Source organism: Methanosarcina flavescens, from assembly GCF_001304615.2.
GTDB classification, from domain to species: domain Archaea; phylum Halobacteriota; class Methanosarcinia; order Methanosarcinales; family Methanosarcinaceae; genus Methanosarcina; species Methanosarcina flavescens.
In genome coordinates this window covers 1106442-1133320 of the sequence record NZ_CP032683.1, presented here as the reverse complement: position 1 = coordinate 1133320, position 26879 = coordinate 1106442, and the positions used below count along the sequence as shown (strand labels likewise).

At 41.8% G+C, this 26879-nt stretch carries 13 protein-coding genes; 1 reads left to right on the top strand and 12 read right to left on the bottom strand.

Annotated features, from left to right (window positions below; all coding sequences use genetic code 11):
* Window positions 1-308: 308 nt before the first annotated feature.
* The 9 genes from AOB57_RS05070 to AOB57_RS05030 all read right to left on the bottom strand — a co-directional run bounded on the left by AOB57_RS05070 (window position 309) and on the right by AOB57_RS05030 (window position 23470).
* Window positions 309-4655, bottom strand: a complete 4347-nt coding sequence (locus AOB57_RS05070; protein WP_054297914.1) for a cobaltochelatase subunit CobN — start codon at window positions 4653-4655, stop codon at window positions 309-311.
* Window positions 4656-6392: 1737 nt separating this feature from the next.
* Window positions 6393-7187: a DUF1638 domain-containing protein gene (locus AOB57_RS05065; RefSeq protein ID WP_054297893.1), complete on the bottom strand. Its 795-nt coding sequence runs from the start codon at window positions 7185-7187 to the stop codon at window positions 6393-6395.
* A 283-nt stretch (window positions 7188-7470) separates the two neighbouring features.
* Window positions 7471-12780 (bottom strand): cobaltochelatase subunit CobN, encoded by a 5310-nt coding sequence (locus AOB57_RS05060; RefSeq protein WP_054297894.1) that lies wholly within the window; start codon window positions 12778-12780, stop codon window positions 7471-7473.
* A gap of 612 nt (window positions 12781-13392) precedes the next feature.
* Window positions 13393-13947, bottom strand: a complete 555-nt coding sequence (locus AOB57_RS05055) for a cobalamin B12-binding domain-containing protein (protein WP_054297895.1) — start codon at window positions 13945-13947, stop codon at window positions 13393-13395.
* 26 nt (window positions 13948-13973) lie between these two features.
* Window positions 13974-15890, bottom strand: coding sequence for a right-handed parallel beta-helix repeat-containing protein (locus tag AOB57_RS05050; RefSeq protein WP_054297896.1), 1917 nt, complete (start codon window positions 15888-15890; stop codon window positions 13974-13976).
* 456 nt (window positions 15891-16346) lie between these two features.
* Complete coding sequence (locus AOB57_RS05045; protein ID WP_054297897.1) at window positions 16347-21584, bottom strand: cobaltochelatase subunit CobN; 5238 nt, start codon at window positions 21582-21584, stop codon at window positions 16347-16349.
* Window positions 21585-21731: 147 nt separating this feature from the next.
* Window positions 21732-22124, bottom strand: a complete 393-nt coding sequence (locus AOB57_RS05040) for a DUF2149 domain-containing protein (protein WP_054297898.1) — start codon at window positions 22122-22124, stop codon at window positions 21732-21734.
* Between the two features lie 33 nt (window positions 22125-22157).
* Window positions 22158-22781, bottom strand: coding sequence for a MotA/TolQ/ExbB proton channel family protein (locus AOB57_RS05035; protein WP_054297899.1), 624 nt, complete (start codon window positions 22779-22781; stop codon window positions 22158-22160).
* Complete coding sequence (locus tag AOB57_RS05030) at window positions 22778-23470, bottom strand: DUF2162 domain-containing protein (RefSeq protein WP_054297900.1); 693 nt, start codon at window positions 23468-23470, stop codon at window positions 22778-22780. Before AOB57_RS05030 ends, AOB57_RS05035 begins: the two co-directional genes overlap by 4 nt.
* A gap of 463 nt (window positions 23471-23933) precedes the next feature.
* Here AOB57_RS05030 and AOB57_RS05025 point away from each other — a divergent pair, with 463 nt between their 5' ends.
* Window positions 23934-24479: an ArsR family transcriptional regulator gene (locus tag AOB57_RS05025; RefSeq protein WP_054297901.1), complete on the top strand. Its 546-nt coding sequence runs from the start codon at window positions 23934-23936 to the stop codon at window positions 24477-24479.
* A 211-nt stretch (window positions 24480-24690) separates the two neighbouring features.
* Here the strand turns inward: AOB57_RS05025 and AOB57_RS05020 are convergent, their stop codons facing one another.
* From AOB57_RS05020 to AOB57_RS05010, 3 genes are read right to left on the bottom strand one after another with little or no spacing between them, the layout of a single operon-like run.
* On the bottom strand, window positions 24691-25371 hold the full coding sequence (locus AOB57_RS05020; RefSeq protein ID WP_054297902.1) for a fibrillarin-like rRNA/tRNA 2'-O-methyltransferase: 681 nt from the start codon (window positions 25369-25371) through the stop codon (window positions 24691-24693).
* Entirely contained in the window at window positions 25372-26382 is a 1011-nt protein-coding gene (locus tag AOB57_RS05015; RefSeq protein WP_054297903.1) for an NOP5/NOP56 family protein, read from the bottom strand.
* Window positions 26379-26873, bottom strand: coding sequence for a beta-ribofuranosylaminobenzene 5'-phosphate synthase family protein (locus AOB57_RS05010; protein ID WP_226999650.1), 495 nt, complete (start codon window positions 26871-26873; stop codon window positions 26379-26381). The genes AOB57_RS05015 and AOB57_RS05010 overlap by 4 nt, the downstream gene beginning before the upstream one ends.
* Between the last annotated feature and the right edge of the window lie 6 nt (window positions 26874-26879).

Here is a 26879-nt window from a genome sequence, read left to right as displayed (position 1 = left end):
TTGTCAAAAGCTGTTTTTGATAGATATAGCCCAATAAAATATCAGTACCTCACCTCAAAACATAAATAATACCGGATAATTTGAACGCAATTTTACTTTATTTGCATAAAAACCTGCGATTATTGGTAACAATTATTAGCCTTGGAGATAACAAGAACGGAAAAGCGATAAAAAGAACAGAAAAGGATACGGAAGATAAGAAAAAAATATCAGGAAAAATTTAAGTCAGGGCTAAAAAAAGGAGAGAATTAGAGAGAGGAAAATGAAGAGAAAAGAGCATAAAAAAGCCCTTTTCTTCCAAAAAGCATTTAAACCTTCTTTTTACGGAATCCCAGATAAATTCCTCCAACTGCTGCCAGGACGAAAAGAATTCCGAATATGTCAGAGCCGGAGAAAGACGGACCTCCACTTTCTTCTTCCGTTACAGGAGTTTCTTTCTGCATCTCATAGCCTTCCACGTAATCGGATTCCGAATTCTGGCGGACTTCAGGAGCAGGTTCTGGAGAATCCATTCCATAGCCTGTGCCGGAGTCCTGAACAGTCTGGTTGCTTTCCTGTGATTCCGAACCTGATCTGGATGTCTGGTTAAGTTTTTCAGCAACACTTGTCTGATGCCCTTTACTGCTACTGCTGCTCTGAGATTCTGTTATTTCCTTGGTCTCGACTCTGGTCGCTGATTCGATCTGCTCAGCATAGCCAGGAACAGATACCATCCCGCTTACGAACTCGTGAAGCAGGGGGTTTCCGCAGGTATGGTGGCAGCATGAAGCCCCGTTCTCAGCCACAGACTGTTCATATTCCGTTGCAAGGCTTTCAATAACGTCTTCCGAAGGTGCCCAGTAATCGTGCCTGACAGCTTCAAGCATCCTGGCAGTGATTGACTGGTAAGCGGCCGGGTTATTCTGTTTGAACCATTCTCTCATGGCAGGGTCATTGGAGTAGGTCTCATACACCTGCTGCCAGACAGTGTCATCCACAAGCTCAGGGGAACTTACTTCCCAGCCAAAGAGGTTGTCCACAAATTCGGACATCATACTGCCGCCTGAATACCCTGAGTTCTGCATGCCTTCAATCCACCTGTCATTGAAATATCTGGCTCTCAGGTCCTTGCTGAGGTATTCCCGCATTCCAAGCATCTGAGCCCCGTCGGGGTTGCTTGTATCAGAAACATACATTTCAGGAGTTGTCCCGTCACCTTTTACATACCTTGTTGCAAGGTTCATGCCTCCGAAATACTGGAAAAAGTCGTCGTTGTCAAGAGAATCGTAAAGGTTTGAAGAGGCTGAATGTACCGATGCTTCAACATTTTTCAGGTTCCCTTCAAGGAGGCCTCTGGACTGTATTCCCCAGAAATCCTCTCCGTAGGCGTATCCCATCTTGTCCAGGTATACGTTTGCAATGGCTTCTTCGTTTTCCCATGTCCCGCTTGCACTGACAGCGTCCGAGACCCCTATATCGTAGGTGCCGTCCATTACCGCAAAGCAGCGCATTGTTGAGAGTTTTGTTGCAGTATCGTTGTCATATCCTGTCTCAACAAGGGAACCGTAGAGTGCAAGTGAACTCTGGTTGACGTAGTTGGGATAGTTTACGGGGGGGAGAGAGCTTGCAAGTTTTACAGCGCTGTCCACCATTTTGATCTTATCCGGGAAAGCATCCCTTATCCCTGCCGTACTATAGACAATATCAATACGCGGCCTCCCTGGCTTTGAGCTGTCGTAATTCGGCAGCAGTTCTTCTTCGGGAATAACTTCGACTCCTGTCACATACCCGTATTCGTCCCATACGGGCTGGATCCCAAGCAGGTAAAGAATTTCGGCTTCCAGGGTCCCGTGGTCGCCGATAAATTCAACACCGAACCTTGAGAATGAAACCTTTTCAGGGTATTCCCCGTGCTCACTATAATAGTCCTCAAGTAACTGGATTGCAAGGGATTTTCCAATTTCCCAGGTCGCCTCCGAAGGATAGAGCTTTGAGTTTACACTGTAATAGTTTCGGCCTGTCGGTACGGCATCAGGATTCATTATGGGATCAAGCCCAGAAGCCGGTGGTACAAATCCTCCATTCAGGGCTGAAAGAATCCTGTCAATTTCTACATCGCAGTCAAGAAGCCGGTTCCTATAATCCAGCCCCTGTTCAAGATCAAGTGTAACTGTGCTATTGGTTTTTCCATAAACTGCAAGCTGTGCACTGGAAACATTGGTATTATTCGTTACAACCTCCCAGACAAGTCTTGTAACTTTTGTATCGTTTAATGGAATTCCAAGAGGATAAGCAGATTCAGAGTAAAAGGCAGCAGTAACATTCTTCTCAAAACTTCCTCCAAGCATAGCCCTTACCATTGCAGAGAGCTCGTCTTTCTCAGGGTCTGTCATATTCGTTCCGGGAACACGGCTGAGGATATGCATTCCGTATGGGATATTTTCATTCCCTACATCTTCAAGATATTCATGAAGGACATTTTTGATGAAAGTCTCAAATTCTTCTTCACTGTAATCCTGGAGAGAGGTTACGTTTTCAATTCCCAGATCGACACTGAGGTTGAGCGCTGTGATCTCGTTTATTATGGCTTGCCTATATCCTGCCCTGGTCTGGGAAGTAATGCTAGGGTCGTAGTACTGCTGGACACCAATTGAGAGGTTCAGTAAGCCTCCATAAAGCCCACTGCGTTCAAGAGTCGGAGTAAGGTGGTCGATAATAAGGGCATTTCCCCTATACTCCGCAGTTATCCCTTCTCCAACATTAGCAACAATATAAGGGTAGATATTCGGAATGTCCTGAAGCAGCAGTGGAGACCACTCTGAAGTCCGGTTCATACCGTAAGTTGAACCAGGAAGCCACTCATGCGTACCGTGGGTGCCCATGTGAATAACTGCATCTGGCTGCCAATCGTGGTTCAGCCAGAGATAAAAAGCTATGTACTGATGTGTGGGAGGCACAACACTGCTATGGTAAAGAGTATCATTGTTTTGCCCTGTACCCCTGGCAGGCTGAGGCATGAGCCAGACATTCCCGAAACGCACTGTGGGAATTACAATGTATTTTCCGGTCTCGTTCTCATAGATCATGACACTCTTGTCTTGAGGCAGGTCTTCAGACCAGGGTTCTCCCCATTCAGCAGTTACATTGGCCCTCAGGTTTTCCGGAATTTCAGACTCAAACCATCCTCTGTAAGTCTCCATGGGTATGAGGTGCAGTCCCCATTCAGCCCTATTTTCTACCATTTTATTCAGGGCCCCCGGAGCCCAGGAACCGACATTGATACCCTGCGCCTGAAGCATCTCCAGGAGTTCGCTGCTGTTATCCGGAATTCCGGAGACCTCATACCCGCTTTCATTCATTGCTTTGAGAAGATCAAACATGCTCTGGGTGGTGTTGAGGTAATTTGCCGCTATATTGTCTTTTCCCGAAGGGTAGTTGTAATAGATGACAGCTACTTTCTTGTCTTGATTTTCTTTTAACTTTAGTTCTGCCCAGTTAATTGACCTGTTTGACATCCAGTCAATCTGAGAGGGCAGAGGTTCGTAGTTGCTTTCACCGGTTTCGGTATCGTAATTATCAAATCCTATCACAATGTACTCGAAAATCCCGTCAATGCTTGGAAGCAGGGTCTTGTATACAATTTCGCTGCTAGGAATACCCCTGTTGCTGTCAGCCACATCAATAGAATTAGAGGGGTTTGTAACAACCAATCCCGTGAGAACAGGAACATCAAGGTCTTCTAGCTCCTGTACACCTTTATCAGGATCTTCGTAATTCAAGCGGAAACTCTTAAGAGAAATTACACACTGAACGAGAGGCTCTCCGTTCTCATCAAAGTAAAACTTGTGGATATCATTGAAGGTCTCAAAACCTGCAACTACATTGCAGCCCTTTCCTTCCAGGTCACGGATGAGCGCATCTATGACTTCAAGGTTATCACCCGTATAATCGGAAGCGTGGAACCATATTCCAATAGTTGGCTTGCTCTTATCATAAATATGTCTTGATTCGTTTGAGTTAGTTAAGTTAGCCGAGTTAGAGTACCATTCAAGGTAATCAGTTGTGTTTTCAAACCAGTCGGGCTGAGATTCATTTGTAGAAGAGCGTGCATCCGGATGGTAGAGTCCGGCTTCAGGGAAATCTATTGGGTCCTGATAAATCCAGCTATCCGTAAGCTCAGGTTTATCTCCATAAGTTTTTGCTAGATAGATAAGGAAGTTTTCAGCGTTTTTCTTCAGGACTCCTCTTGAACCCATATTGTAAAAGAATTTCTCTTCAGTAGAATTGTATGGTTTAGTCCCGGCAAAGATCTTATCATAAGTTGAAGCGTTGATATATGTCGGGTCCATCATAGAGGTAATGTCTATGAGTGCAGCTCCTTTTTCATGGGCCCTTTCAAGGCCGTCACCTATATACTCGAACTGATTCCAGAGCATGTAGGTAAATATTACGTCAGGGTTTCCCAGATCAATATTAGAAAAATTGGAATAACCTGAGATGTACGTTACATTTATACTCACATTGTATGGATTGGACTCCTCTGCCGCAGCAAGAGCACTTCCATCATAACAGATAAAAGTAAGATTTACCTGATTTTCACCAGCCGCTACATTCTGTGCTAGCAGTAAAAGTACCACTGCACATAAAACCAATAATCTGCTTTGTGCCGTACGCATTTTATCCCCAAACATTGCATAATGAAACCTTGGGCACCCGGGAGAAAAATAACCAGAATGCCCGGTACACAGAACGATTTTATTTTAAAAGATTGTGAATTTTAGATATTTACACATAAACAGCTACTAAATATCAAAAGTGGAGTTGGAAGCTCTCGATATAACATGCAACAAAAATCTAGAACATCCTGAAACTAATGAGCAGCCGATTCTGTATTATATCTTTAACACTCAGCATTAGGGAATAAAATACATAAAACAAGGTTTTTGGCTAATAATTATTAGCTGTTTAGGTAAAATGGTTAATAAATAGTGTTTTTAGACAAGTATGTTCAGAATATTTTCAGAATATGTTCAGAGTATGTTCAAATTATATAAAGTCTGGAAAAAGAATTTCTAAATAATTGAGACTCTTTTCCCCGAAAAAGAAAAATATGACATTTATTATTTCATACTGAGATTTTAATGCTAATTTAACCTTTTTGAATCCGAAGTAGGCTCCGCCAATACAGAATAATTGATAATGATGTAAACAACAATAGGACTAAAACTGATATCGTTATAGATTTTTCTTGCATGTTATCTCCAGATAATGTGTTACGAATCCTAGAGCACCCTAGCAAAAATAACCAGGATATCTGATCTGCTAGGCGATTTTGTTCTAAAACATCTCTAATTTTTGAAAACTACAACGAGATAAACTTCAATTTTTCAAAAAACTAATGAATAGCTGATTCTGGATTATATCTTCAACATTCGGAGCATTAGGGAATAAAATACATAAAACAAGATTTTTGGCTCACGATTATTAGTTATTCAGATGAAATGGTTAATAGATAGTGTTTTGACATAATATATATTTATATAATACTCCAGAACAAATGTGTAAACAAAGAACTAAAGATGTCTATTTCTGATAATAAACTACATGAAGTTTTTGGAGGTTTGCTCGAGGGTATATACCCTCGAACAATGTTTGACAAGGTATTACATGGTTTTTTATAGGGTTTTTTGGAGGATTACCCATCACATATTTTTTTGGAGGTTTGCTCGAGAGTATTTACCCTCGAGCGATATTTGATAGATATTTGGTAGGTATTTGAAAACTGGGTTGTTTTTTAGGTTTTATCATTAAGGCTTCTAAATTTCATTCTTCATCTATCGCACCGAAGTACCTGGAAATAGGAGCATTTAATTCTCCTGATAAGATATCCCATTTTCACTGATATCAATTCCATACGACTTTAGGGCTCTTGCTATTGTTTTTGCTCAAATCATCTTATTCCTCCGAATTTCATATCATTTAAGAATTTGTTCTTTTTCTATCTCGATGTATCCCGGGATTGCACACTCCCGGGATAAACACCAGCTTATTGCATGTCTGTTTACTATGTCTGTTTACTTTTACATAGAGGATTGAATTTTTAACCATCATCTAATAAACTCGAGAACTAAGTAAGGATATGGATTTGAATAATGGATTTTAGCTTCAGAGATAATATAAATACGAAAAATAAGAGAGTATCCTTTTTTAGAGAAAGCCTAGTCAATGCAGGAAAGATTTACACAAACAAAAACTATAACCTTAAGTAATATCCCTGGAAAAAATCAAATGAAAACATAAATCATTGAAAGCGCAGGAACCAAGAAAGAGAGGAAAGTTTGAATTTCAAAAAAGATAATTTTTTAAGGAAAGTATTAGATCTAAAGCTCTTTAAGAACTTTTAAATTAAAAAATCAGACATCAAGCGGCCTGAGAAGCATATTTCGCATCTGATTATACGATTGTTGCACTATTTCAGTGCTTCCTTCCAGTTCTATTACCTCGAAACCGAAGTTACATGCAAATTCTTCAATTTTTTTCTCAAAAACCGATTCATAAGACAGTTTTGTGTTAATCCTGGCAACTTTTCGGTAACCGAGTTTTCTCAGACGTTCAGGAGAAAATTCAAAACCCGAAAGTGACTCATTGCCAACTCTGAATGCAGTTTTCCAGTTTACAGCCCACATAGGAGTTAAGAAGAAGGTATCACTGTGGCTTTTCAGGATTTCCCGGTAACGAGAGTTGCCCCCGAGGGCTGCTGCAATGCAGTCATCAAGGGGTTCGGTTGATTGGCCTGTGCTCCTATCCTGCAGCAGCTTTAGAAGGCATCCTGTATGAGCAAAATCTCTTTGTATTCTGGAAAACGCCTGCCCACAGGAGCCGTAAAAAAGTAGAATTCCATCCGCAAGCCGGGACATGAGGTTAACGTTTGTGTACGTCTTACTTTTAAGTTGGGCAGGGTCTATATGGAGTCCCATTCCCTGAAGCTGGACAATAACGCTGAATTCATTACTACATCTCAGGTTTTTTTTGATTTTGTAAAAAGGCAGGACTACTGGTTCAATCCCTTCAGCTTCAAGCTTGTGCAGAAGACCGCTGTTTTCTTCATCCTCTATAATGCAGACCCAATCTATATCAGGGTCGCTTGCGAGCACGTGGGCAATTTCGTCCTCAAAAACTCTGCAGCCAACTATGCCCAGAACTGTCATGGCTATAAGTTTGATCCTCAGCTATTAAAGAATATCCTTAACGGGAGAGCTAATAACTCTTAGCAGAAAGCAAAAATATATCTATATATACCATTCCTTACAATGTTTTCTTGTCCACAAATAAGCCGACTTTTTAAAAAACGAACATGTAATTCTTCGCATAACAGGAGCAAATAAATGAAAGTACTTGAAATCACTTTAATGCCAAAGGCAATATTCTGACAATGAGTAAAAAGAAAAAAATACGGCACTCATTGTTTTGCGCCGATTTTCAAATAGGGATTTAAAACTTCTTTTTCCTGAATCCCATATAAATTCCACCCACTGCTGCTACCACGAAGAGAATTCCTATGATATCAGCCCCAGAGAAGGAAGTACCTCCACTTTCTTTTTCTTCAACAGGACTTTTCTGCATCTCATAGCCTTCAACATAGTTGGAATCAGATGTCTGAGAAGTCTGCCGGGCTTCAGGAGCAGGCTCAGGAGAATCCATACCATACCCTGCATCCGAATCCTTAACTGTCTGATTATGAGTCGATTCCCTGGCACTTGAAGTCTGATTTCTGGGGGCACTATCTTTTGAAACCACAGTAGCACTTCCAGTACTGTGGCTTCTGTGACTACTACTGCTACTACTGCTCTCGCTGGGTTGCTGTGGGGCAGTCGTTGCTTCCTGCATCAATCTCTTATATTCGTCTGCAGTTGCCTGGTTAACAACATCAGGAACGGACATTACCCCCTGGACATATTCATCAAGCAGGGCATTTCCACAGGTGTGGTGACAGCATGTAACGCCATCTTTAACCACAGACTCCGCATATTCTTTAACCAGATTCTGGATGACCTCGTCAGAAGCATCCCAGTATCCTTTTCTTGAGGTTTCGAGCATCCTGGCAGTCATAGCCTGATACTGGTATGGGTTATCCGTTTTCAGGAACTCGTCAAGACCAAGATCATATTTGTCGTTGACGTAGATGTCATAGATCTCATTCCAGTCAGAATCAGTAACCAGATCCGGGTTCGTAACATCCCATCCCCAGATATATTCTGTAAATTTCATCATCTGACGGGCACCTGCATAGTCAGCTTCCATCATTCCGTTTATCCATTTTGGATTGTAGTAACGTGCACGCAGCTCTGTCCTCAAAGCCTCTTTCAATGAGATGATCTGTAGATTATCCACATTTTCCAGACTGGCTATGTACATTTCAGGAGTTTCTCCTGTTAATGCCCTTACTGTAAGCCCGATGCCTCCAAGATAGCCGTAATAGTCATCTCCATCAATGATACCAAACAGGTTTGTAGAGTCACTGTGTATAGCTGCATCTATATCCAGAAGGTTCATTGTAAGCAGGTCTTCATGATTCTCACCCCAGAGACCATTTCCGCTGAGGTCCTGCCCATATACATAGGATGTCTTTGAGATGAACAGATCAGCAAGTTTTGTTTCATTTTCCCACGTATCACTTGCAGCTATTGCATCGGGCATCCCGTTTCCATAATCTCCTATTGCCTCACTGAATATCCTGCACCTTGAGAGGTATTCTGCAGTGGTGTTATTGTAACCGCTTGCAAGAAGTTCATCCTCCATCTTCAGAGAATTCCATCTTACATAGTTAGTCTCGTTGGTTTCATTCAGTTCTGCAACTGTTCGGAGTGCGGTGTCGATCAGTTCAAGTTGATATGGGAAAGTATCCCTGTACATTCCGGAAGACTGGATGAGCACATCAATCCTTGGATGGTTCATTTCTTCAAGTGGAATTACAGTAAACCCGGTGAGCACTCCATTGTTTCTTACAGGACTTACACCAAGCAAGGCATAGATCTGGGCTTCCATAAGTCCATGATGGCGCATTGTTTCCATGGCCCAGAGGGTATACGAAACTTTTTCCGGATATGTGCCATTATGGCTGTCGTAATAATCCTTTACCAGCTGGTCTGCGAGTATTGTACCCATTGCGGTGGTTTCCTCATCAGGGAACTTTCTTTGATCAAAACTATAGAAGTTCCTGCCGGTTGGTAGTGCTTCCGGATTACGTATAGGATCGTTGCCTGGACCTGGCTCGATATACTCTGCATCAAGTGCACGCAGTGTCTGGTTAATCTCAAGTGTTGACTGGTTCAGTTTGTCAGCATACTCCATGCCCAGATTAAGATCCTCTGCAATGGTATCATTTGTCAGGCTAAGAACCTCAAGCTGGGCAGTGGACACGTTTGTTTCGTTGAGCAAGGTGGCATTCAGAAGATCCATTGCAAGGGCATCAGCCACACTTTCCCAGTCTTCCTCAATACTGCTGTTCTTTGGCATGATATTATAGATATGGTCTACAAAATGGCTGCGAAGCAGTGATTTGACCATCCACACCAATTTTTCATTTTCTGGCGCAACACCAAGGGTATGAACTCCATAGGGCATCAATGTAGACTTTAGTTGATCCAGATAATCATGGACAGTATTACTTACGAAACCTCCAAACTCGTCTTCTGACATCGTTCTGAGTTCATCTGGAGTTACTCCAAGGTCATTTTCCATTGAAAGATTTGTGTAAAGCTCTATGGTACTGTTGCGATAGAATGCCATCATAGCAGTGTCATTTTCACTTACAGATGTCTGGTAGTTGTTAATTTTTTCATCCATTGTGGCAAGGTCGCCATAAATTCCAGCCGTTACTATAGGCGGTGTAAGGTGGTCTATGATCACCGCATTACCGCGACGTTTGGCCTGAGTGCCCTCTCCCACGTTATCCATTATGTATGGATAGATAACAGGAGTGTCATCTACCATCAGCGCCGGGTAGTCATATCTGGAAATGCCAAGTTCCTTTCCTGCTAACCATTCCTGAGATCCGTGTGTACCGAAGTGGATAATTGCATCGGCATCATACACTTTGTTTATCCAGAAATATGTTGCAAGGTACTGGTGTGTGGGTGGGATCGAAGTGTTATGGTATATCAGAGAATCGTCGGAAAGTCCAGCTTTGGATGGCTGTGGAATGAAATTGACATTCCCAAGCTGCACCGTTGGGATAACGAAGTATTTTCCACTTTCGTTCTCATTAATCATGATATTGCCGGGTGCTTCTCCCCATGTTCCTTCAATACCCGTGCGCACACTTTCAGGCAGGGTATTATACCACTCAAGATACTCATTCACCGGCAAGAGAGTAACATTTCCTGAATTTACAACTTTCTCTAGTTCTCCAGGTGACCATGCGCCAACGTTCCTGCTTTCGATGAACAGGTCCATGAACTCACTGCCATTGGGGATAGTCTCATTTCCTACATAATAGCCCTCTGCACGCATCTGTTCAAGTAGTAGCGTGAAACTTGACCCGATATCAAGGTAGCTGGCCCCGATGTCGTTTTTGCCTCCTTCATGATTCCAGTACAGAATACTGACCTTCTTGTCGGCGTTATTGGTCCTTCCAAGCTCCGCCCAGGCAATGGCCCTGTTGCACAGCCAGTCCACCTGGTCCAGATGTGGTGAATAATAGTACTGTTGTGTTTCAGGATCCTGAACGTATCCAGCCACCCAGATATAATCTGTACATCCATCAATCTCAGGCTGGATCACTGAAGATGGGGCCATGATGAGTCCCAGGCCGCGTTCACTTTCATTGAACTGGTCTGGTGATTGGGATGCATCTTCAACTGCTTTAAGTACCGGAACATTGTACTTCTTCAGGTATTCCACGCCCTTTTCCTGGTCTTCATAATTCAGCGTGAAGCCTTTTAAGGAAATTATACAATCGACAAGCACTGTCCCATTATTGGTGAAATAATCCACATCTTCTGCAGCGACCTTATAAGTCGAACAGATTACATTGTAACCTTTGGACTCAAGGTTCCTTATTATGGCATCCTCTGCAGAGAGGGAGATACGTTCTTTTGGAATATTATGAGTTATGATTAAGCCTATTGTGGGTGCAGAGGCATTATAACCATTATCTGCATACCATTCGAGATATCCGGTGCTGTTTTCAAAAATCCTTGGGAAAGCATCCGGATGGTAGATCCCATGGTTAGGAATCGAAGGAGCTACAGCAGGGGAATGCTCTATGTATATGTTTTTGAATACTGCTCCAATCGAGCGGACAAAATTCTCCATATTGATATAACCATCTCTGTAGATGTAACTCTTGATCGGACTGTATGGCAGATCATCCATGTTTACTGTGGCTAATCCATAAACATCGCTGGTCGCAACAAGTCCTATCTGGGTTCCATTTGCCCTGGCACTGAGAAGTAAATCCTTGAACTCCGGCAGATCGTTGTAGCCGATCATGTACAGTATGATAACATCCTGCTGGGGAAGACTGGATAGGTTTGCAGCTATTTCTTTGCCGCCCATGCCGTAAATCACATTGACATTAAACAAATCAGTGATAATGCTTCTCTCCGAAAGGACATTATTTAGATAAAAGATGTTGGTATGTGAATTCGTGATGTACGTTATATTGGTTTTAAGCCGCAGGATTTCTGGTTGTGCAATAGTTTCTCCTTCCCAAACACCTGAGAACTTCTGCCCCATTAATTTAAGCATGTTCTCCATATTTGTTTCGCCGCCCTGCACCCAGTATCTTTCGATGTCAGTGTAGTTATCAGAATACAGGTCAACGTTAGGGAAGGTAATGTTAGACGAAAGGTTGTAACCTATAACCATGGAGCCGCTTTCTTTGGTAGAATTTATGCCCGTTGCCCAGGCATTTACTGCAGATTCATCCTGCGATTCGATAAAGACCATTGAATATTTAGAGAAATCAAAACCTTCCGGAACGGCATCGTTCATTGAGAAAATAGTTACATTCAATTCAGATGAAATGTCGGAATTTGATGCAGCATTTCTAAGTGCAGGCTCATTGACTTCCGAACCGAGAATAAATAGGAACTCATTGCCCAGGTTCATATTTGTGCGATTAGAGTCATTGGTTGAATCATTGGTTGAATCAGTAGTAGAATTAGTAGTAGAACCAGTGGTTGAATCAGTAGTAGAACCAGTGGTTGAATCAGTGGTATTCTCCAGAGAAGACTCATTGCCTGAGCTTTCATTAGTGTTATTTGAATCCGCACTGGTCTCCGAGAGCCCTCCGTATTCTGTTGCAAGATAGATCAATAGATCTTCCGCATTCTTGAGCCCGTTTCCTTCAGTGCCCATGTTATTGTAATAGTTGCTTATGGAATCGCTAACAGAACCATTAGAATCATAAGCAAAATAAGAAGGGGTATCTGCGGATTGAATTGCCAGAAGTGAAGCCCCATTGTCGGAAGCCGCTTTGAAACTTTCATCCATTGGTTCATATACAGATTTACCGAGCATCTGGCAGAAGACTACATCCTGTGTCTTGAGGAATCCACTCTTCCCTGCTGCAAGCAGCTCGTCGCTTGCCCCATTTGTGGTGGAATTATATGCAGGGATATAGGTGTACTCTATGGATTTGCTATATTGATTTGTCTTGCTGGCTAACTCCAGAGCATCACTTGGAGAATATGCAATATAAGTTATGTTTATCTTATTTTCGTCTGCCAGTACACCTGGTATAAACATCAGGAAAAGTAATGCACCTAAGAACAACAAGTAAGCTTTTTTATGCATATTATCCCTCAGATAATTTGCAAGGAGTCTTGGGGCCTTACAGAAGAAAAATTATAGTTATTTACCTTGTTTTTAGTAGCCAATACATTCTGTGTTAGCAGTAAAAGAACTACTGCACATAAAACCAGTAACCTACTTTGTGCCATACGTATCTTATCCCACCAATGTATTATGAATCCTGACCACCTGGTGAAAAAAAACCAGAATGTCACTCCACAATACAAGGTTGATTTGAAATTATTCTAATGTCGGAACTTGCACAGAAACAGCCTTCAAATTTTAAAAGATCGAGTGGAAGCTTTCGGTTCTGACTTTAATTCACTCCAGAACCTTTTAAAAAAATGAGCAGCCGATTCTGTTTTGGAATATTCAACGTTGGAGCATTAGGGAAGAAAATACATAAATAGAGGTTTTTGGCTCACAATTATTAGCTTTCAAGGTAATAAGAGAATTTTAGAGCATATTTACGAAATTAAAACAGTAAATAGGCCTTAATTAAAAAAAACTAAAAATATGCAGAGTTTATGAAAAAATAGATTCAGATTCAGATAAAATGAAAAAATACGGCGATTTAATTGCGCCGCATTTCAAATAGGGATTTAAAACAGGAATTTATCTTTGATAGCTTTTGCAACTGGTACTTTCATTGACTTTAATATGATTTTTTAGAACATTATTGTTACTTTTCAGTAGAGACGATTTTGCTTTGGACACCGCGTCTGCAGAGCCTGCAGTATAAATGTCAGCTCCTATCTGGTCAGCCCAGGCCTGAGTTACCAGCGATCCTCCTACACCTGTTATAACTTTATCCCTGATACCAGCAGCTTTGAGTTGCTCTTCAATCTGGATCTGGTGGACCATGGTAGTACTCATGGAGGCGGAACTGAATACAAAATCGGCTTTCTTTTCTTTTGCGTTTGCAGCTAAACTTTCAGCCGAAATACCATTCCCAAGATTAATTACTTCAAAACCTTCCTCCTCAAGTGCAGACGCAATGCTATCCTTCCCAAAAGTGTGAGAATCTCCTTCAACAGTAGCGATTATTACTGTTCCCACACTCTTATTTTCCTGCCCGCAACAAGCTCCTACTGGCATCGAAAAGACTAATTGTGAAATAACTATGCCCAGGATTAACAGAACAAATAAATTCAAACTTTTTCCGTACATATTTTTCTCTCCTTTCTTCTCCAGGCTTACTCTGTCTTATTACACTTATTTCCGTCCGCAGTTTCGGTTTTTTCTACCGGCTTCTCGAACACAAGGGGAAGATAGTCATAGTTCGTTTCCGTTACATTGTACGGCAGGTCTGCAATCATATCTCCATCTTCATCCGAAGCAGTCTCTGAAAAACCATCTCCTTTCGGAGAAGCCCAGAAATTTCCACCCAGGTAAAGTCCTCCAACGATGTTCCTACCTTCGGTTTTCAAAATGTTCCAGGTGTTTGTTCCGTAGTCTTCGACGTTTTTGCTGTTATTCAGATAATTGTTGTAGATGGTGTTGTAATTCGAATTTGTCTCATCTTTCCAGTTCAAGTTAAGAGATATTCCAACATCATTTTCTGAAATTCTATTCCCTGAGATAGTATTGTTGCCGCAGCCCTCTGTAAATAATCCATAGGAACTGGCTGTGATAGTGTTGTTGTTCAAAATGTTTTCTTCACTGGCTCCGTAAAGGTAGATTCCTTCATACGCCCCGGAAAGAACATTTCCTTCAAGAGTATTGTTACAGCTTGTGTCCCCAAGGTCTATGCAGCACCAGCTACTCGAAGTAACTGTATTTTCTTTAAGGACATTGTTTTTGCTGGAATCACAGAGCCATATACCAGCCATATTGTTCGAAGCATTGTTCTCCACTACAAGGCAATTGTTGCAGCTGCTTAAGATGAAGGCATCACCTTCATTCGAATTGACCTCATTGCCCCTGAGAGTTACTACCGAACAATTTCCAAGGTAAATCCCATGTTCGTTGTTTGAAATATTGTTTCCTTCAAGCAATGAGTTTTGAGTATTGTACAGGTAAATTCCGAAACTGCTATTTTCAAGGACCAGGTCTTTTAGAGTAATATTTTCACAATTAATGCAATAGATAACTCCCGCATTTGAGCCCGAATCAAGAGTCTGGTTCGAAACCCCTACAAGATAGTATATCGATTTTCCATCCACGGTGTTGCTGGTATCGATTGTATTATTCATCTCTCCAGTATAGTGATAGGTGTAGGCTCCGAAATTCCTGCTGTTGCAAGGCATTGTGTTGTTTTTAAGCACACAGAAGCTTGAGTCGAGATAAATCCCCCATTTGTTTGAATTTGCAAGATTTCCTTCCAGAGTACTTCCATTCGAGTTTCCTAAATATATACCATACATCTCATTTGAGTTTGCGGTGTTGTTTTCGAGCAGGCTTTCTCCAGAGCCTATAAGATAGATCCCATAAAAGTTGTTTGATGTTTCCGAGTCAATAACACGACAGCCAGAAGAATTTGTTATGTAGATGCCAATTGCTCCTTTAAACGCGCAATTATTTTGAAGGGTATTGTTTTCGGACGCGTTCAGATAGAAACCATAATGCCGATTAAAGTTAGCCTTATTATCTTTTATTAAATTGTGTCCAGAACTTTCAAGCCAGATTCCATCGTCACTGTTAGATAAATAATTGTTTTCCAGAGAATTCTCATGCGAATTTTTTAGCATGATACTTCTCCAGTTTCCTGAAAAATAGTTGTTACGGATATTATTTTCTGAAACACCGTCGAGATAAATTCCATGTGTCAAATTTGTTCCTTTCAAAGTAAATCCACTGATATTTACGGAATCAGAAATCACATGGAACACAGGGTGCTCGGGGTTCAGAGCAGTGATGACGGTTTTATTAGGGCATGGGTTTTTGGCGATTATATCCAGTGATTTATTTACAAGTACATTTTCACTATATCTTCCTTCCTTGACAAGGATAACATCCCCTTCAGAAGCGGCATTTATGGCTTCCTGCAGGTTTACATATTCTCCTGTACCTCCTCCTTCCTTTACATAAAGAGTAGCTGCGGATGCGGAGCTTGAGATCAGGATTAACAGTGCAAAAACGACAGTTAATACGAGTATTCTCTTCCATTTCAAGTTATCATCTTCCTATAGATGAATCCAGGTTTAGTCTTCGCTCATGAGTTCTAGAAGGAAGCTGGGAGAGGCTTTCTACTCGGCGCGTGTGAGGCTGCAAACTCCAAGGGTAAACAGTAAAAGTCTATTGGCCGAGCAATTTCTCACAGTCTACACCCAGCTAATCTCAAAAGGTGATCTTTAATGGATCAATTAGAGGATTAAAAAAAGAATTAAAATATTATTATTTAGATCTGATTATTTGGGTAACATTCGTTACCCCGCCCTGTAAGCTCCTACTATTGCCAAAGTTGCACTGGCGCCCTGAAGCTCTAAATGAAAAAAAATGAAGAAAAGGATGAAGAAGCAAAGGACAGAACATGAACAAAAAATTAATACATCAAGTTGATAGATCAAAAATAAAGTCCTTTTTTCAGATGAAATTTGAAAAGGGGCTTACCCCTTTTCGAGTCTAATTTAAAACTTCTTTTTCCTGAATCCCATATAAATTCCTCCCACTGCTGCTACCACGAAGAGAATTCCTATGATATCAGCTCCCGAGAAGGAAGTACCTCCACTTTCTTTTTCTTCGACAGGATTTTTCTGCATCTCATAACCTTCAACATAGTTGGAATCAGATGTCTGAGAAGTCTGCCGGGCTTCAGGAGCAGGCTCAGGAGAATCCATACCATACCCTGCATCTGAATCCTTAACTGTCTGATTATGAGTCGATTCCCTGGCACTTGCTGTCTGTTTGTTGACTGTACTATCTTTTGAAACTACAGTAGCTTTCCCAATACTGTGACTGCCATGACTGCTGCTACTGCTGCTACTGTTGCTATTGCTGCTATTGCTACTACTATCGCTGGGTTGCTGCGGAGCAGTTGTTGCATCCTGCATCAATCTCTTATATTCATCTGCAGTTGCCTGGTCGACAACCCCCGGAACTGACATTACCCCCTGAACATATTCGTCAAGCAGGGCATTTCCACAGGTGTGGTGACAACAGGTGACCCCACTTTCGACTACAGATTCAGCATATTCTTTAACCAGATTCTGGATGACCTCATCAGAAGCATCCCAGTAGCCTTTTCTTGAGGTTTCGAGCATCCTTCCGGTCATGGACTGATACTGGTATGGGGTTTCCTTGAAGTATTCGTCCAGGCCAAGATCATACCTGTCATTTACATATACATCATATATCTGGTTCCAGTCTGAATCCTTAACAAGCTCAGGGGTAGTCGCATCCCAGCCCCACATATATTCCGTGAATTTCATCATCTCTCTGGCACCTTGGTAGTCGAACTCCATCATGCCTGAAATCCATTTGGAATTGAGGTACCTTGAACGCAGCTCTGTCCTGAAAGCCTCATTCAGCGTGACTATTTCTGAGTTATCTACACTTGTCAGGTCAGATATGTACATATCAGGGGTTTCTCCTGTCAGCGACCTCACAGCAAGTGAAAGGCCTCCGAAGTAGGAATAGTAATCATCATTGTCTATGAGTCCATAGAGGTTTGATGTATCACTATGCATGGATGTATCCACACCTTCCAGATTCTTTTTAAATATGTCTTCGTAATTGGTGCCCCAATCATTAAGACCATAAATGTTAGACATCCTGGAAATGAATAGATCTGCAACTTTAGATTCATTATCCCAAGTGTCACTTGCCTCTACGGCCTCGGTAACTCCAGTCCCATAAGTACCCGGAGCTTCACTAAAGACCCTTGACATCGAGATATTATGTGCCGTACTCTCATTATATCCGCTTTCCAGCATTGAATCTTCAATTTTCAGGGAATTCCACCTTACATAGCTTGTCTCATTTGTTTCATTGAGCTCCGCAACCATACGTACTGCCGTGTCCATCAATTCAATCTGATATGGGAAAGTATCACGGTAAAGTCCTGAAGGTACAAGTAACACGTCAATTCTCGGATGTGTCATATTTTCCTGAGGGATCACACTAAATCCGGTTATCCTGCCACTGGATCTTTCCAATTTCACGCCCAGGAGCGCATAGATCTCTGCTTCCATGAGCCCTTCATGACGCATGGTTTCAACAGACCAGAGCGTAAAGGCTACTTTATTTGGATATGTACCATTTTCTGCATAATACTCATCAAGCCAGTTATTTATGAGAACATTGCCCATTTTTTCAGTTTCGTCATCAGGAATCGTTCTCTGGTCAAAACTGTAGAAGTTCTTCCCTGTGGGTAATGCTCCTGGATTGCGGATAGGGTCGTTTCCTGTGCCCGGTTTAATGTACTCCGCATTAAGTGCACGCAGAGTCTGGTTTATTTCACGGGAGGTCTGGTTCAGGTTCTCAGCATACTCAAGTGCCAGGTTAAGATCAGATTTTATATTGTCATCTGTATCACCGAGAATGTCAAACTGCGCAGTTGACACGTTTGTTCCATTGAGCAAAGTAGCATTCAAAAGTAAAAGAGCAGTTGAACCCGGTTCATTTTCCAGGTAGTCCTCACTTATATTGCCGCTGGATATTGAATTATAAATATGGTCAGTGAAATTGCCTCCAAGCATGGACTTTACCATAGCCACCTGTTTTTCTCCTTCAGGAGCTACACCGAAAATATGGAGTCCGTAAGGCATTAGTGTGGATTCCAGACCATCCAGATAGTCAAGCAGTACGGTGTCCTGAAAATTTTCGAATTCATCATCAGTCATTGCATTTAATTCATCGGTTGAGACATTGAGGTCATCCACAAGACTTAGATTGTTATACAGTTCTATCGTGCTGTTGCGATAAAGCGCCATCATTGATGTATCATTATTACGTGTAGCCTTCTGATAGCTCTCGATCTTATCTCTCATTGTAGCAAGATCCCCATAAAGGCCTGATTCAACGATTGGAGGTGTCAGATGGTCGATAATTACTGCATTTCCTCTACGCTTGGCCTGCGTACCTTCTCCTACATTATCCATGATATAGGGGTAGATAACAGGGGTTTCATTCACCATGATAGATGGATAGTCATATCTCCACAGCCCAACCTCTTTTCCTGGTAGCCATTCCTGTGTTCCGTGGGTGCCGAAATGAATCATGGCATCAGCATCGCATACATTGTTGATCCAGAAATACGTTGCAAGATACTGGTGTGTTGGAGGTATCGAGGAATTATGGAATATTAGGGATTCATCGGAAAGCCCTGCCCTTGTTGGCTGGGGTATGAAGTTGATATTCCCAAATTGTATAGTTGGAATTACAAAATGCTTCCCACTCTCGTTTTCATAGACCATGACGTTGCCTGGAGCTACTCCCCATGTTCCTTCAACCTCGGCGCGGACGCTTTCAGGAAGAGCATTATACCATTCAAGATATTCATTTGCAGGCAGGAGGGTTACAAGTCCGGATTCAACAACTTTTTCAAGCTCTCCGGGTGCCCATGCCCCAACATTTCTGCTTTCAATGAACAGGTCTATGAATTCACTACCGTTTGGAGTAGTGTTGTTCCCAGTGTAATACCCTGCTGTCTTTATCTCCTCCAGAAGCAGGGACAAGCTTGAGCCGATGTCAAGATAACTGGCTCCAATGTTATTTTTGCCTCCGTCATGGTTATAATACAGAATAGTGACCTTTTTATCTGCATTTTCCTTTCTTCCAAGCTCTGCCCAGGCAATAGCTCTGCCGCAGATCCATTCAACCTGAGAATCCAGAGGCTCATAATAATACTGTCCTGTAACGTCGTTCTGGACTTTTCCAGCCACCCATATGTAATCTGTAAGGCCGTCGATTTCAGGCTGAGCAACTTGATAGGCAATTGAGCTGGAACTTAACCCAGATACGCTTTCATTATATTCATCAGGAGTCTGGTAGTAATCTTCTATTCCTTTTATTACAGGGACATTATATCTTTCGAGATATTCTACCCCTTTTTCCTGGTCATCATAGTTGAGATAGAAACCTTTCAATGAAATGATAGAATCAACAAGTACTGTCCCATTACTGGTGAAATAATCCACATCATCCGTGCATACTTTGTAGGAAGTATAAATTACATTACATCCCCTGGACTCAAGTTCCCTGATTATGGCATTTCCGGTATTGAATTCAAGAGAACTACTGCCAAATTTGTTTCCGATTATTCCTATTGTAGGAGCAGGCTGGTTATATCCATGGCCAGCATACCATTCCAGATATTCCGTACTGTTCTCAAAGATTCTGGGAAATGCATCCGGATGGTAAATACCATCCTCAGAGACTTCCGGTTCTTCTGCAGGAGAATACTCAATATAAACACCTTCAAGAGTTGCCCCTATGCAGCGAATCCAGTTCTCCATATTCTCATAGCCGTCATTATACAGATAATCCGTCATTGCACTGTAAGGGGATTCCGACATGTTTAGAGTTGCAATGCCGTATGGGTCTGGAAGCATACCGAACATTCCTATCTGTGCACCGTTCCCCTTTGCTACAAGAAGCTCATCCTTGATTTGAGGAAACTCATTTGCTCCGACCATATACAGCATGACTACATCATTATCAGAAACATTCAGTGTGGTGTTTACAGCTTCGAGCCCTATCATAACATTAACATCGAAGAGATCTGTGATGACTTTCCTTTCGGCAAGTACCTGCTTGAGGTAAGAAACGCCGGAGTCTGAATTGATAATGTATGTGATCTTAGTCTTTGGTTGTAAGATTATAGGCTCAGCAATCGTTTCTCCTTCCCAAACACCTGAGAACTTCTGCCCCATTAATTTGAGCATGCTCTCCATGTTCGTTTCGCCACCCTGTACCCAGTATCTTTCAATGTCAGTGTAGTTCTCAGAGTACAGGTCAACGTTAGGGAAGGTAATGTTAGGCGAAAGGTTGTAACCTATAACCATGGAACCCTTTGCTTCAGCAGAAGCGATGCCTGTTTTCCAGCTTTCTACTGCGGATTCTTCCTGCGACTCAATAAAGATCATCGAATATTTAGAGAAATCAAACCCTTCCGGAACAGCTTCGTTCTTTGTGAAAATAGTTACATTCAATTCCGATGAAATGCCGGGATTTGATGCAGCATTTTTAAGCGCAGGCTCATTGACCTCCGAACCGAGAATAAAAAGAAGTTCGTTGCCCAGGTTTACATTTGTGCTGTTAGAATCAGCAGCTGGAGTAGTGTTTTCCAGAGACTCATTACCTGAACTTTCATTAGTGTTATTTGAATCCGCACTGGTCTCCGAGAGCCCTCCGTATTCTGTTGCAAGATAGATCAATAGGTCTTCCGCATTCTTGAGCCCGTTTCCTTCAGTGCCCATGTTATTGTAATAATTGCCTATGGAATCGTTAATAGAACCGTTAGAAGCATAAGCAAAATAAGAAGGTGTATCTGAGGATTGAATTGCCAGAAGTGAAACCCCACTTTCTGAAGCCGCTTTGAAACTTTCATCCATTGATTCATATACAGATTTACCAAGCATCTGGCAGAAGATTACATCCTGTGTCTTGAGGAATCCACTCTTCCCTGCTGCAAGCAGCTCGTCGCTTGCCCCATATGTAGTAGAATTATATGCAGGGATATAGGTGTACTCTATGGATTTGCTATATTGATTTGTCTTGCTGGCTAACTCCAGAGCATCACTTGGAGAATATGCAATATAAGTTATGTTTATCTTATTTTCGTCTGCCGATACAGGTGCTGAAAATAATAAAAACAGGATCAGCACATAAAATAATTTTTTCCCATATTCACGTTTCTTTTTCATACCTACAACTCACTAAATATCACACTAAATATGCTATTTTTCTTCAAATTGAAGAACGGAAAACGGGGGAATTTTGGTATTTATAGAGTTTAACTAAAAATATATTTAAGTGGAAACAACTAAACTTGCGTTGGTTGTTGAAAAAAATTAGTCTGAAGTAGACGTAGTTGAACTGGATGTACTATTATCTTCGGCATCCTCAGGTACGTAGATTACCCTTCCATCGGCAAGCCTGTAAGCCGTTCCAAGGGCTTCTCCTGTTCCCCCTCCAATACTATCAGTCATGTTCAGAACTTCAATGGGTTTCCCTTCTTCTTTGATGATCATCTTCATATCCTGAGCTCCCGGATTTTTAACAATCGTAAAATCTTCTTTAGAGCTCAGAAGTTCAGGAAGTTGATATGACATAACAAGTGCAACCAGCAGAGCCACAGAAAAGACCATTGCGACATCAAAAACATTGGCAACAGTGGCCATGGGATTTTGCTCATCCTCGTCTTTTAAAAGTCCTGTCCGCCTGAATCTTCTGGATTTTCGCATGTTTTCTTCCTCCTTATTAAAAGATACCAGGCTTCAGTTGTTGTCCTCAATTGTATCCAGGATGTAATCGATATCAGACATGTCTTCCCAGTACCAGCGCCTTCTGACCTGTGTAAGTACATAGCCTATTCCGGCTGCAAAAAGTCCTACAACAGTTGTTGCAAAGGCGATCATGAGGTTTCGTGCAAGGGTCTCGAGGTCTCCTGACGAAAGACCTATAAGAGCAGGACCTAATGGAATCAGAGTTCCCATAAGCCCGAGCATGGGACCAATGGTTGAGATAATTTTTGTATGCTCAAGCCGTTTTGCCATCTTTATCTCATATTCCTGCGAAAGTCTCTCAATTGCAGGTAGATGTCGCTCTTCCAGATATTTTGCGGCATCTTTTGCAAAAGAAGTGACCATGTAATTTTGCTTTATGTCCTCAAGAGATCTGGATGCTTCCGAAAAATCCGAATTTTGAAGATCACGCTCAATTTTCTTACAATTAGTTTCCAGATTACTCCAGTCCCTATTCCTTTTTGTGTATTCGGAGAGGAATTCTCCCAGTTGAATCAGGGACAGAAACACAAGGAGAGTAAGGAGCAGCATTACAGGGATCAGCAAAGCCGAGGAGAAAACATTCATCATGTCAGATAATAAATCCATCATGCTCACAGGTCATGCCTCCTTATGCGTTCCAGGAAGAAACCTGCAAGGACAACGATCCCAAAAGCCATAAGAGGAACGATTCCGGTCTCTCCTCCTCCGGTTGAAACAAGGTTCATCTTTTTTGTTTGTATATAAGCTGGAATTAGCAGAGCCCCTAAAAGATAATAAATTCCGATCAGCATCATGGCACTTCCCATAGTTTCAGGGGTTTTTCCAAGCTTGATTTTCCCAAACCTGAAAAGAAAAGAAGAGGCCACCACTGCTATAAAAAAAGCAATCCCTACAAAAATCCCTATTTTTATCCCGGAAAAGTTGAGGCTTCCTGAAAGTAACATGCAGGATGCTGCAAGGGCTGCCAGACAGACAGGACAGGGCATGGATATAGCCAGGAAAGTATGCCTGGATACATCCTTTCCCGCATTCCACTTTTTCTGGGTGTAAACTCCGGCCACTATAAGAAACAGGGAAACAAGTACATGAATTCCCATACCCATTGAGGAAAAACTCTCAAAGGTTTCCAGGCTTATGCGGTCAGTAACGGTTCCGAATAAAAGAGCCAAAAAAAAGTAACTACCTCCAATTGCCAGAATTTCTTTTGTGGTGATGTTTGAAAATCCACAACCTATTCCAGTTTTAATCCCAAAGACAAGAATACCTATCAAAATACCAATAAGAGATAATGCCGCAGAGTCCATAATATCTCCTGAGCATCTATAGTAGGATTAAATAAAAACTGGCTTTTGGATAACGTTTGTTACCTCCCAGGGTAACGAGTGCCCATTGAACACCTTTTTGAATGATTTTAAACTTTTCTCATTTTCTGCAGATTAAAGGTGAAGATAAATAAATAAATAAATAAATAAATAAGTTAGCCCGAAGGAATCGCAAGAGATTTAGATATTTTAAGATATTTTTTGTTTTAAAACAAGATCATCTGACAGAGGTAACAAATTAAGATCAAAATTTAACAAAAATTACATAAAAATTCTCTCTATTAACCAGGCAGTATTTTAGAAAAAAGAAAAACAGAAAAAGGAAATTAAAGTAAATTTGTTAAAGTAATATATTAAAAACACAATTAAGAGAATCAATATTATGAGTTACTTGCGTTATAGAGAGCAATAATTATAAATATTTGCGAAAAAATAAAGGATCTTCATGGTAGCAAATGTTATGAAGGATTCAGGAATGAATAGAGATGGAGAAAACCTTTTTAAAGCGATTTCAAGTGACACGCGCCTCTCAATTCTCGGACACCTGAGTGAAGGGGATAAACATATATCCGGCTTAGCAAGAGAAATAGGAATTTCCGTGCCTGTGGCTGCCAGACATGTGAAAATCCTGGAAAAAGCCGAACTTATAGAAAGGAAAAAGTTCGGAAATACTCATATGATAGGCATCAAACTGAGCAATATCTATTCTTTTCTGGATCACTTTGCAGAAAACAGGAAACTTGAGGTTGAACAAGGCACGACCCTCCTCGAGGCTCTGAAAAGCGTGGCTGCAGTAGAAATTAAGAAAGTGGGGAATAGAATCAAGGTTGTCTCTACGGATGGAGAAGAAGGATTTTATGTATATGAAGTGGATGGCAAATTCTCGAGTAAGACGGTAGACGAATATGAATTTCATGAAGATGCCGTAGTAGAGTGGAAAAAGCTAGTGCCCGTAACGAAAAAAAGACTGCTGGTAAGCATCAGAAGGTAAATAGCCCACAAGGTTGAACCCCCTTCAGAGGCTAATGTCCCTTCACGGAGTCTGCAAAATATTTACTCATGAGATCTTCAAAATGTCTACTCATGAAAATCATGAAATCTTTAAAATATTTACTCATGAGATCTTTAAAAAATATGGTTAGTCTTCTGAAATATAAAAACTTTCCCCTGAAAAACCAGATAATTCTTGAAAAGTAGGTATGTCACTTCAACTTCGCCAGGACTCCAAGGTGGTCTTCATGATAGGGCTTCAGTTCCTTTGCATTAAGAATCTCAAATTTGGGCTCAAAAGCTTGTTCGAGTTTCTTCACTTCTGCCTTAAAAACCTCTTTTGGATTTGCTGCAGTATCGATACTCCGGGCTTTGATGGAAAGCATGAGGTTTCCATCCTTTTTCAAAAAGCGGGCAGCGTTTCTTGCAGCTATTTCGGCCTGGTTAGGCTGTGCAACATCCTGAAAAATAAGGTTCACAGGCTCAACGAGATGAGAGTAACTATCTGGTTTTCCCGCATCAGCCAGAATCGGGTAGATATTTTTCCTCCTTGATGCGAGTCTTATCAGATCTCTCATACTTCTCGGGGCAAATTCAACAGCATAGACTGCACCTTCAGAGACGATATCAGAAACATGGCTGACCGTTGTACCTGAAGCTGCCCCGAGGTAAAGCACCTTCGAATCTTCCTTGAGGGGAATATTGAACTTTTTAAGGATCATGGCTCCGAGCTTACTCCTACGAGGGTCCCATGTCCTGTATTCAATTCCTTCTACCGGGATCAGTTTTTCCCCATAAACTATTCTGCCGGGGTCAAGGTTTTTTGTAGCAAGCTGTTTTTTGTCTTTTATGACTTCAAAGATTCCATCAGACAGCTTTTTGACTTCAATCATTCACCTTCTCCTCCTTTTCTTTGGCTTTGCTTCGATTTCCTGCCTTTTGAGAGGAGGTCTGGGATTTTGAGCTCTGATCTGCGAAACCTTTGCCTCAAGTTTTTCCGTAATAGAAGGATCTATTTCCCTGGAATAAAAGTCCATTCGCGCAGCAAGGGAAAGTTTTGATGCAACAGCCCGCGCTATTTTTCCCCTTACCCACCAGGGTGCAGTATTTATCAGAGGATGACTGTAAATTATCCCGTGCTTAGGAGAGGGAGCCCGAGCCCTGAGATGTTTGAAAAGCGCTTTGCTAGCACCTATAACCTGTATGGTGCTGGAGGGGAACTCAGCAAGTTTTTCGAGGCTTCCTGCCAAACTTATCAATCTTGCCCCAAGCATTGGACCTGCAATAAGTTTAAGGTTGGGTGCGACCAACTCCATGCTATTCTCAATATAAGCCTCAAGCTGTCGCCTTCGCTCATAGAGGCTGCGCACACTTTCTGCGAAACCTTTAAGGAGTGCTTCGTCTGCAGACTCAAGTTTTGCACCCATCGAAGTACTTGCTTTCGAATAAAATGGGTCTTCCGAGCCAACATTTTCGCGAGAACCATATTTTATAATAAAAAGGGCGAGGTCTTCTCCACTTAACCCACTCTCCGGGAAATAACCTCCATACCATTCGGAAAGCCTTTCAGAAAGGACATTTGACGTCTCATTAATATCGTCGAGCGCTTCCACAGCCTGAATAATTCGCTGGTCAGGGGTGAGAGCACCTGAAACCTGGAGTTTTGCAGCTTCAAGAGCAATTTCGTGTAAAATAGAGTAATATTCAGCCGAAGATTCTGCAAACCCGCTCTCAAGAGCTGCAGCTTTAAGATCAAAGCCTTCAGGAGGAAGATTCAACCTGCCATCCCTTAGAGAAAGAGAATTAAGGGCAAGCTCCCGGACATTTTTTGGGAGAAGTCTGGATTCCAAAATTTCTCCGGCCATGTCTGTCTCAAGAACTCCAAACCAGGTATTGATCTTCAATCCGGGCCCCCGAAAACGTCTGCACCTCGGTTTCTTGCCTTTGTGAGCAGGGCTCTTCCGCCAAGGGACTCGTCAAGCATGCGCTGGACTTCTTGCTGTAGCCTTTTGCCTTCCCCTTGACTTCCGACAATTCCGTAAACCACCGGGCCGAAAGAACTGATGCCTGAGCCGCTTGCACCATTATCACGCATATATCTCATAATATCCAGAACAGGTTGAGATTGGAGCTCGACTTCTCTTCTCTTAAAGCCTACAGTCTGGAAGTAGTTAACTGCCCTGCCGAAACTTTCCAGGTCTTCCTCCACAAGTGCAGGAAGCATCAACATTAGAATTACATGGCAGATTTCCTGAACTTCAGCAAGGGGAATTGGACAGAATTTTTTAAAAATATCTACCTCTTCAGCATCATGAGCCCCTTTGCTATTAGGAATTGCAAGGACTATAGGCCAATCCGGGAAGTTTCTTCTAAAGAGGACAGGTCCTGGAGGCACATGGCT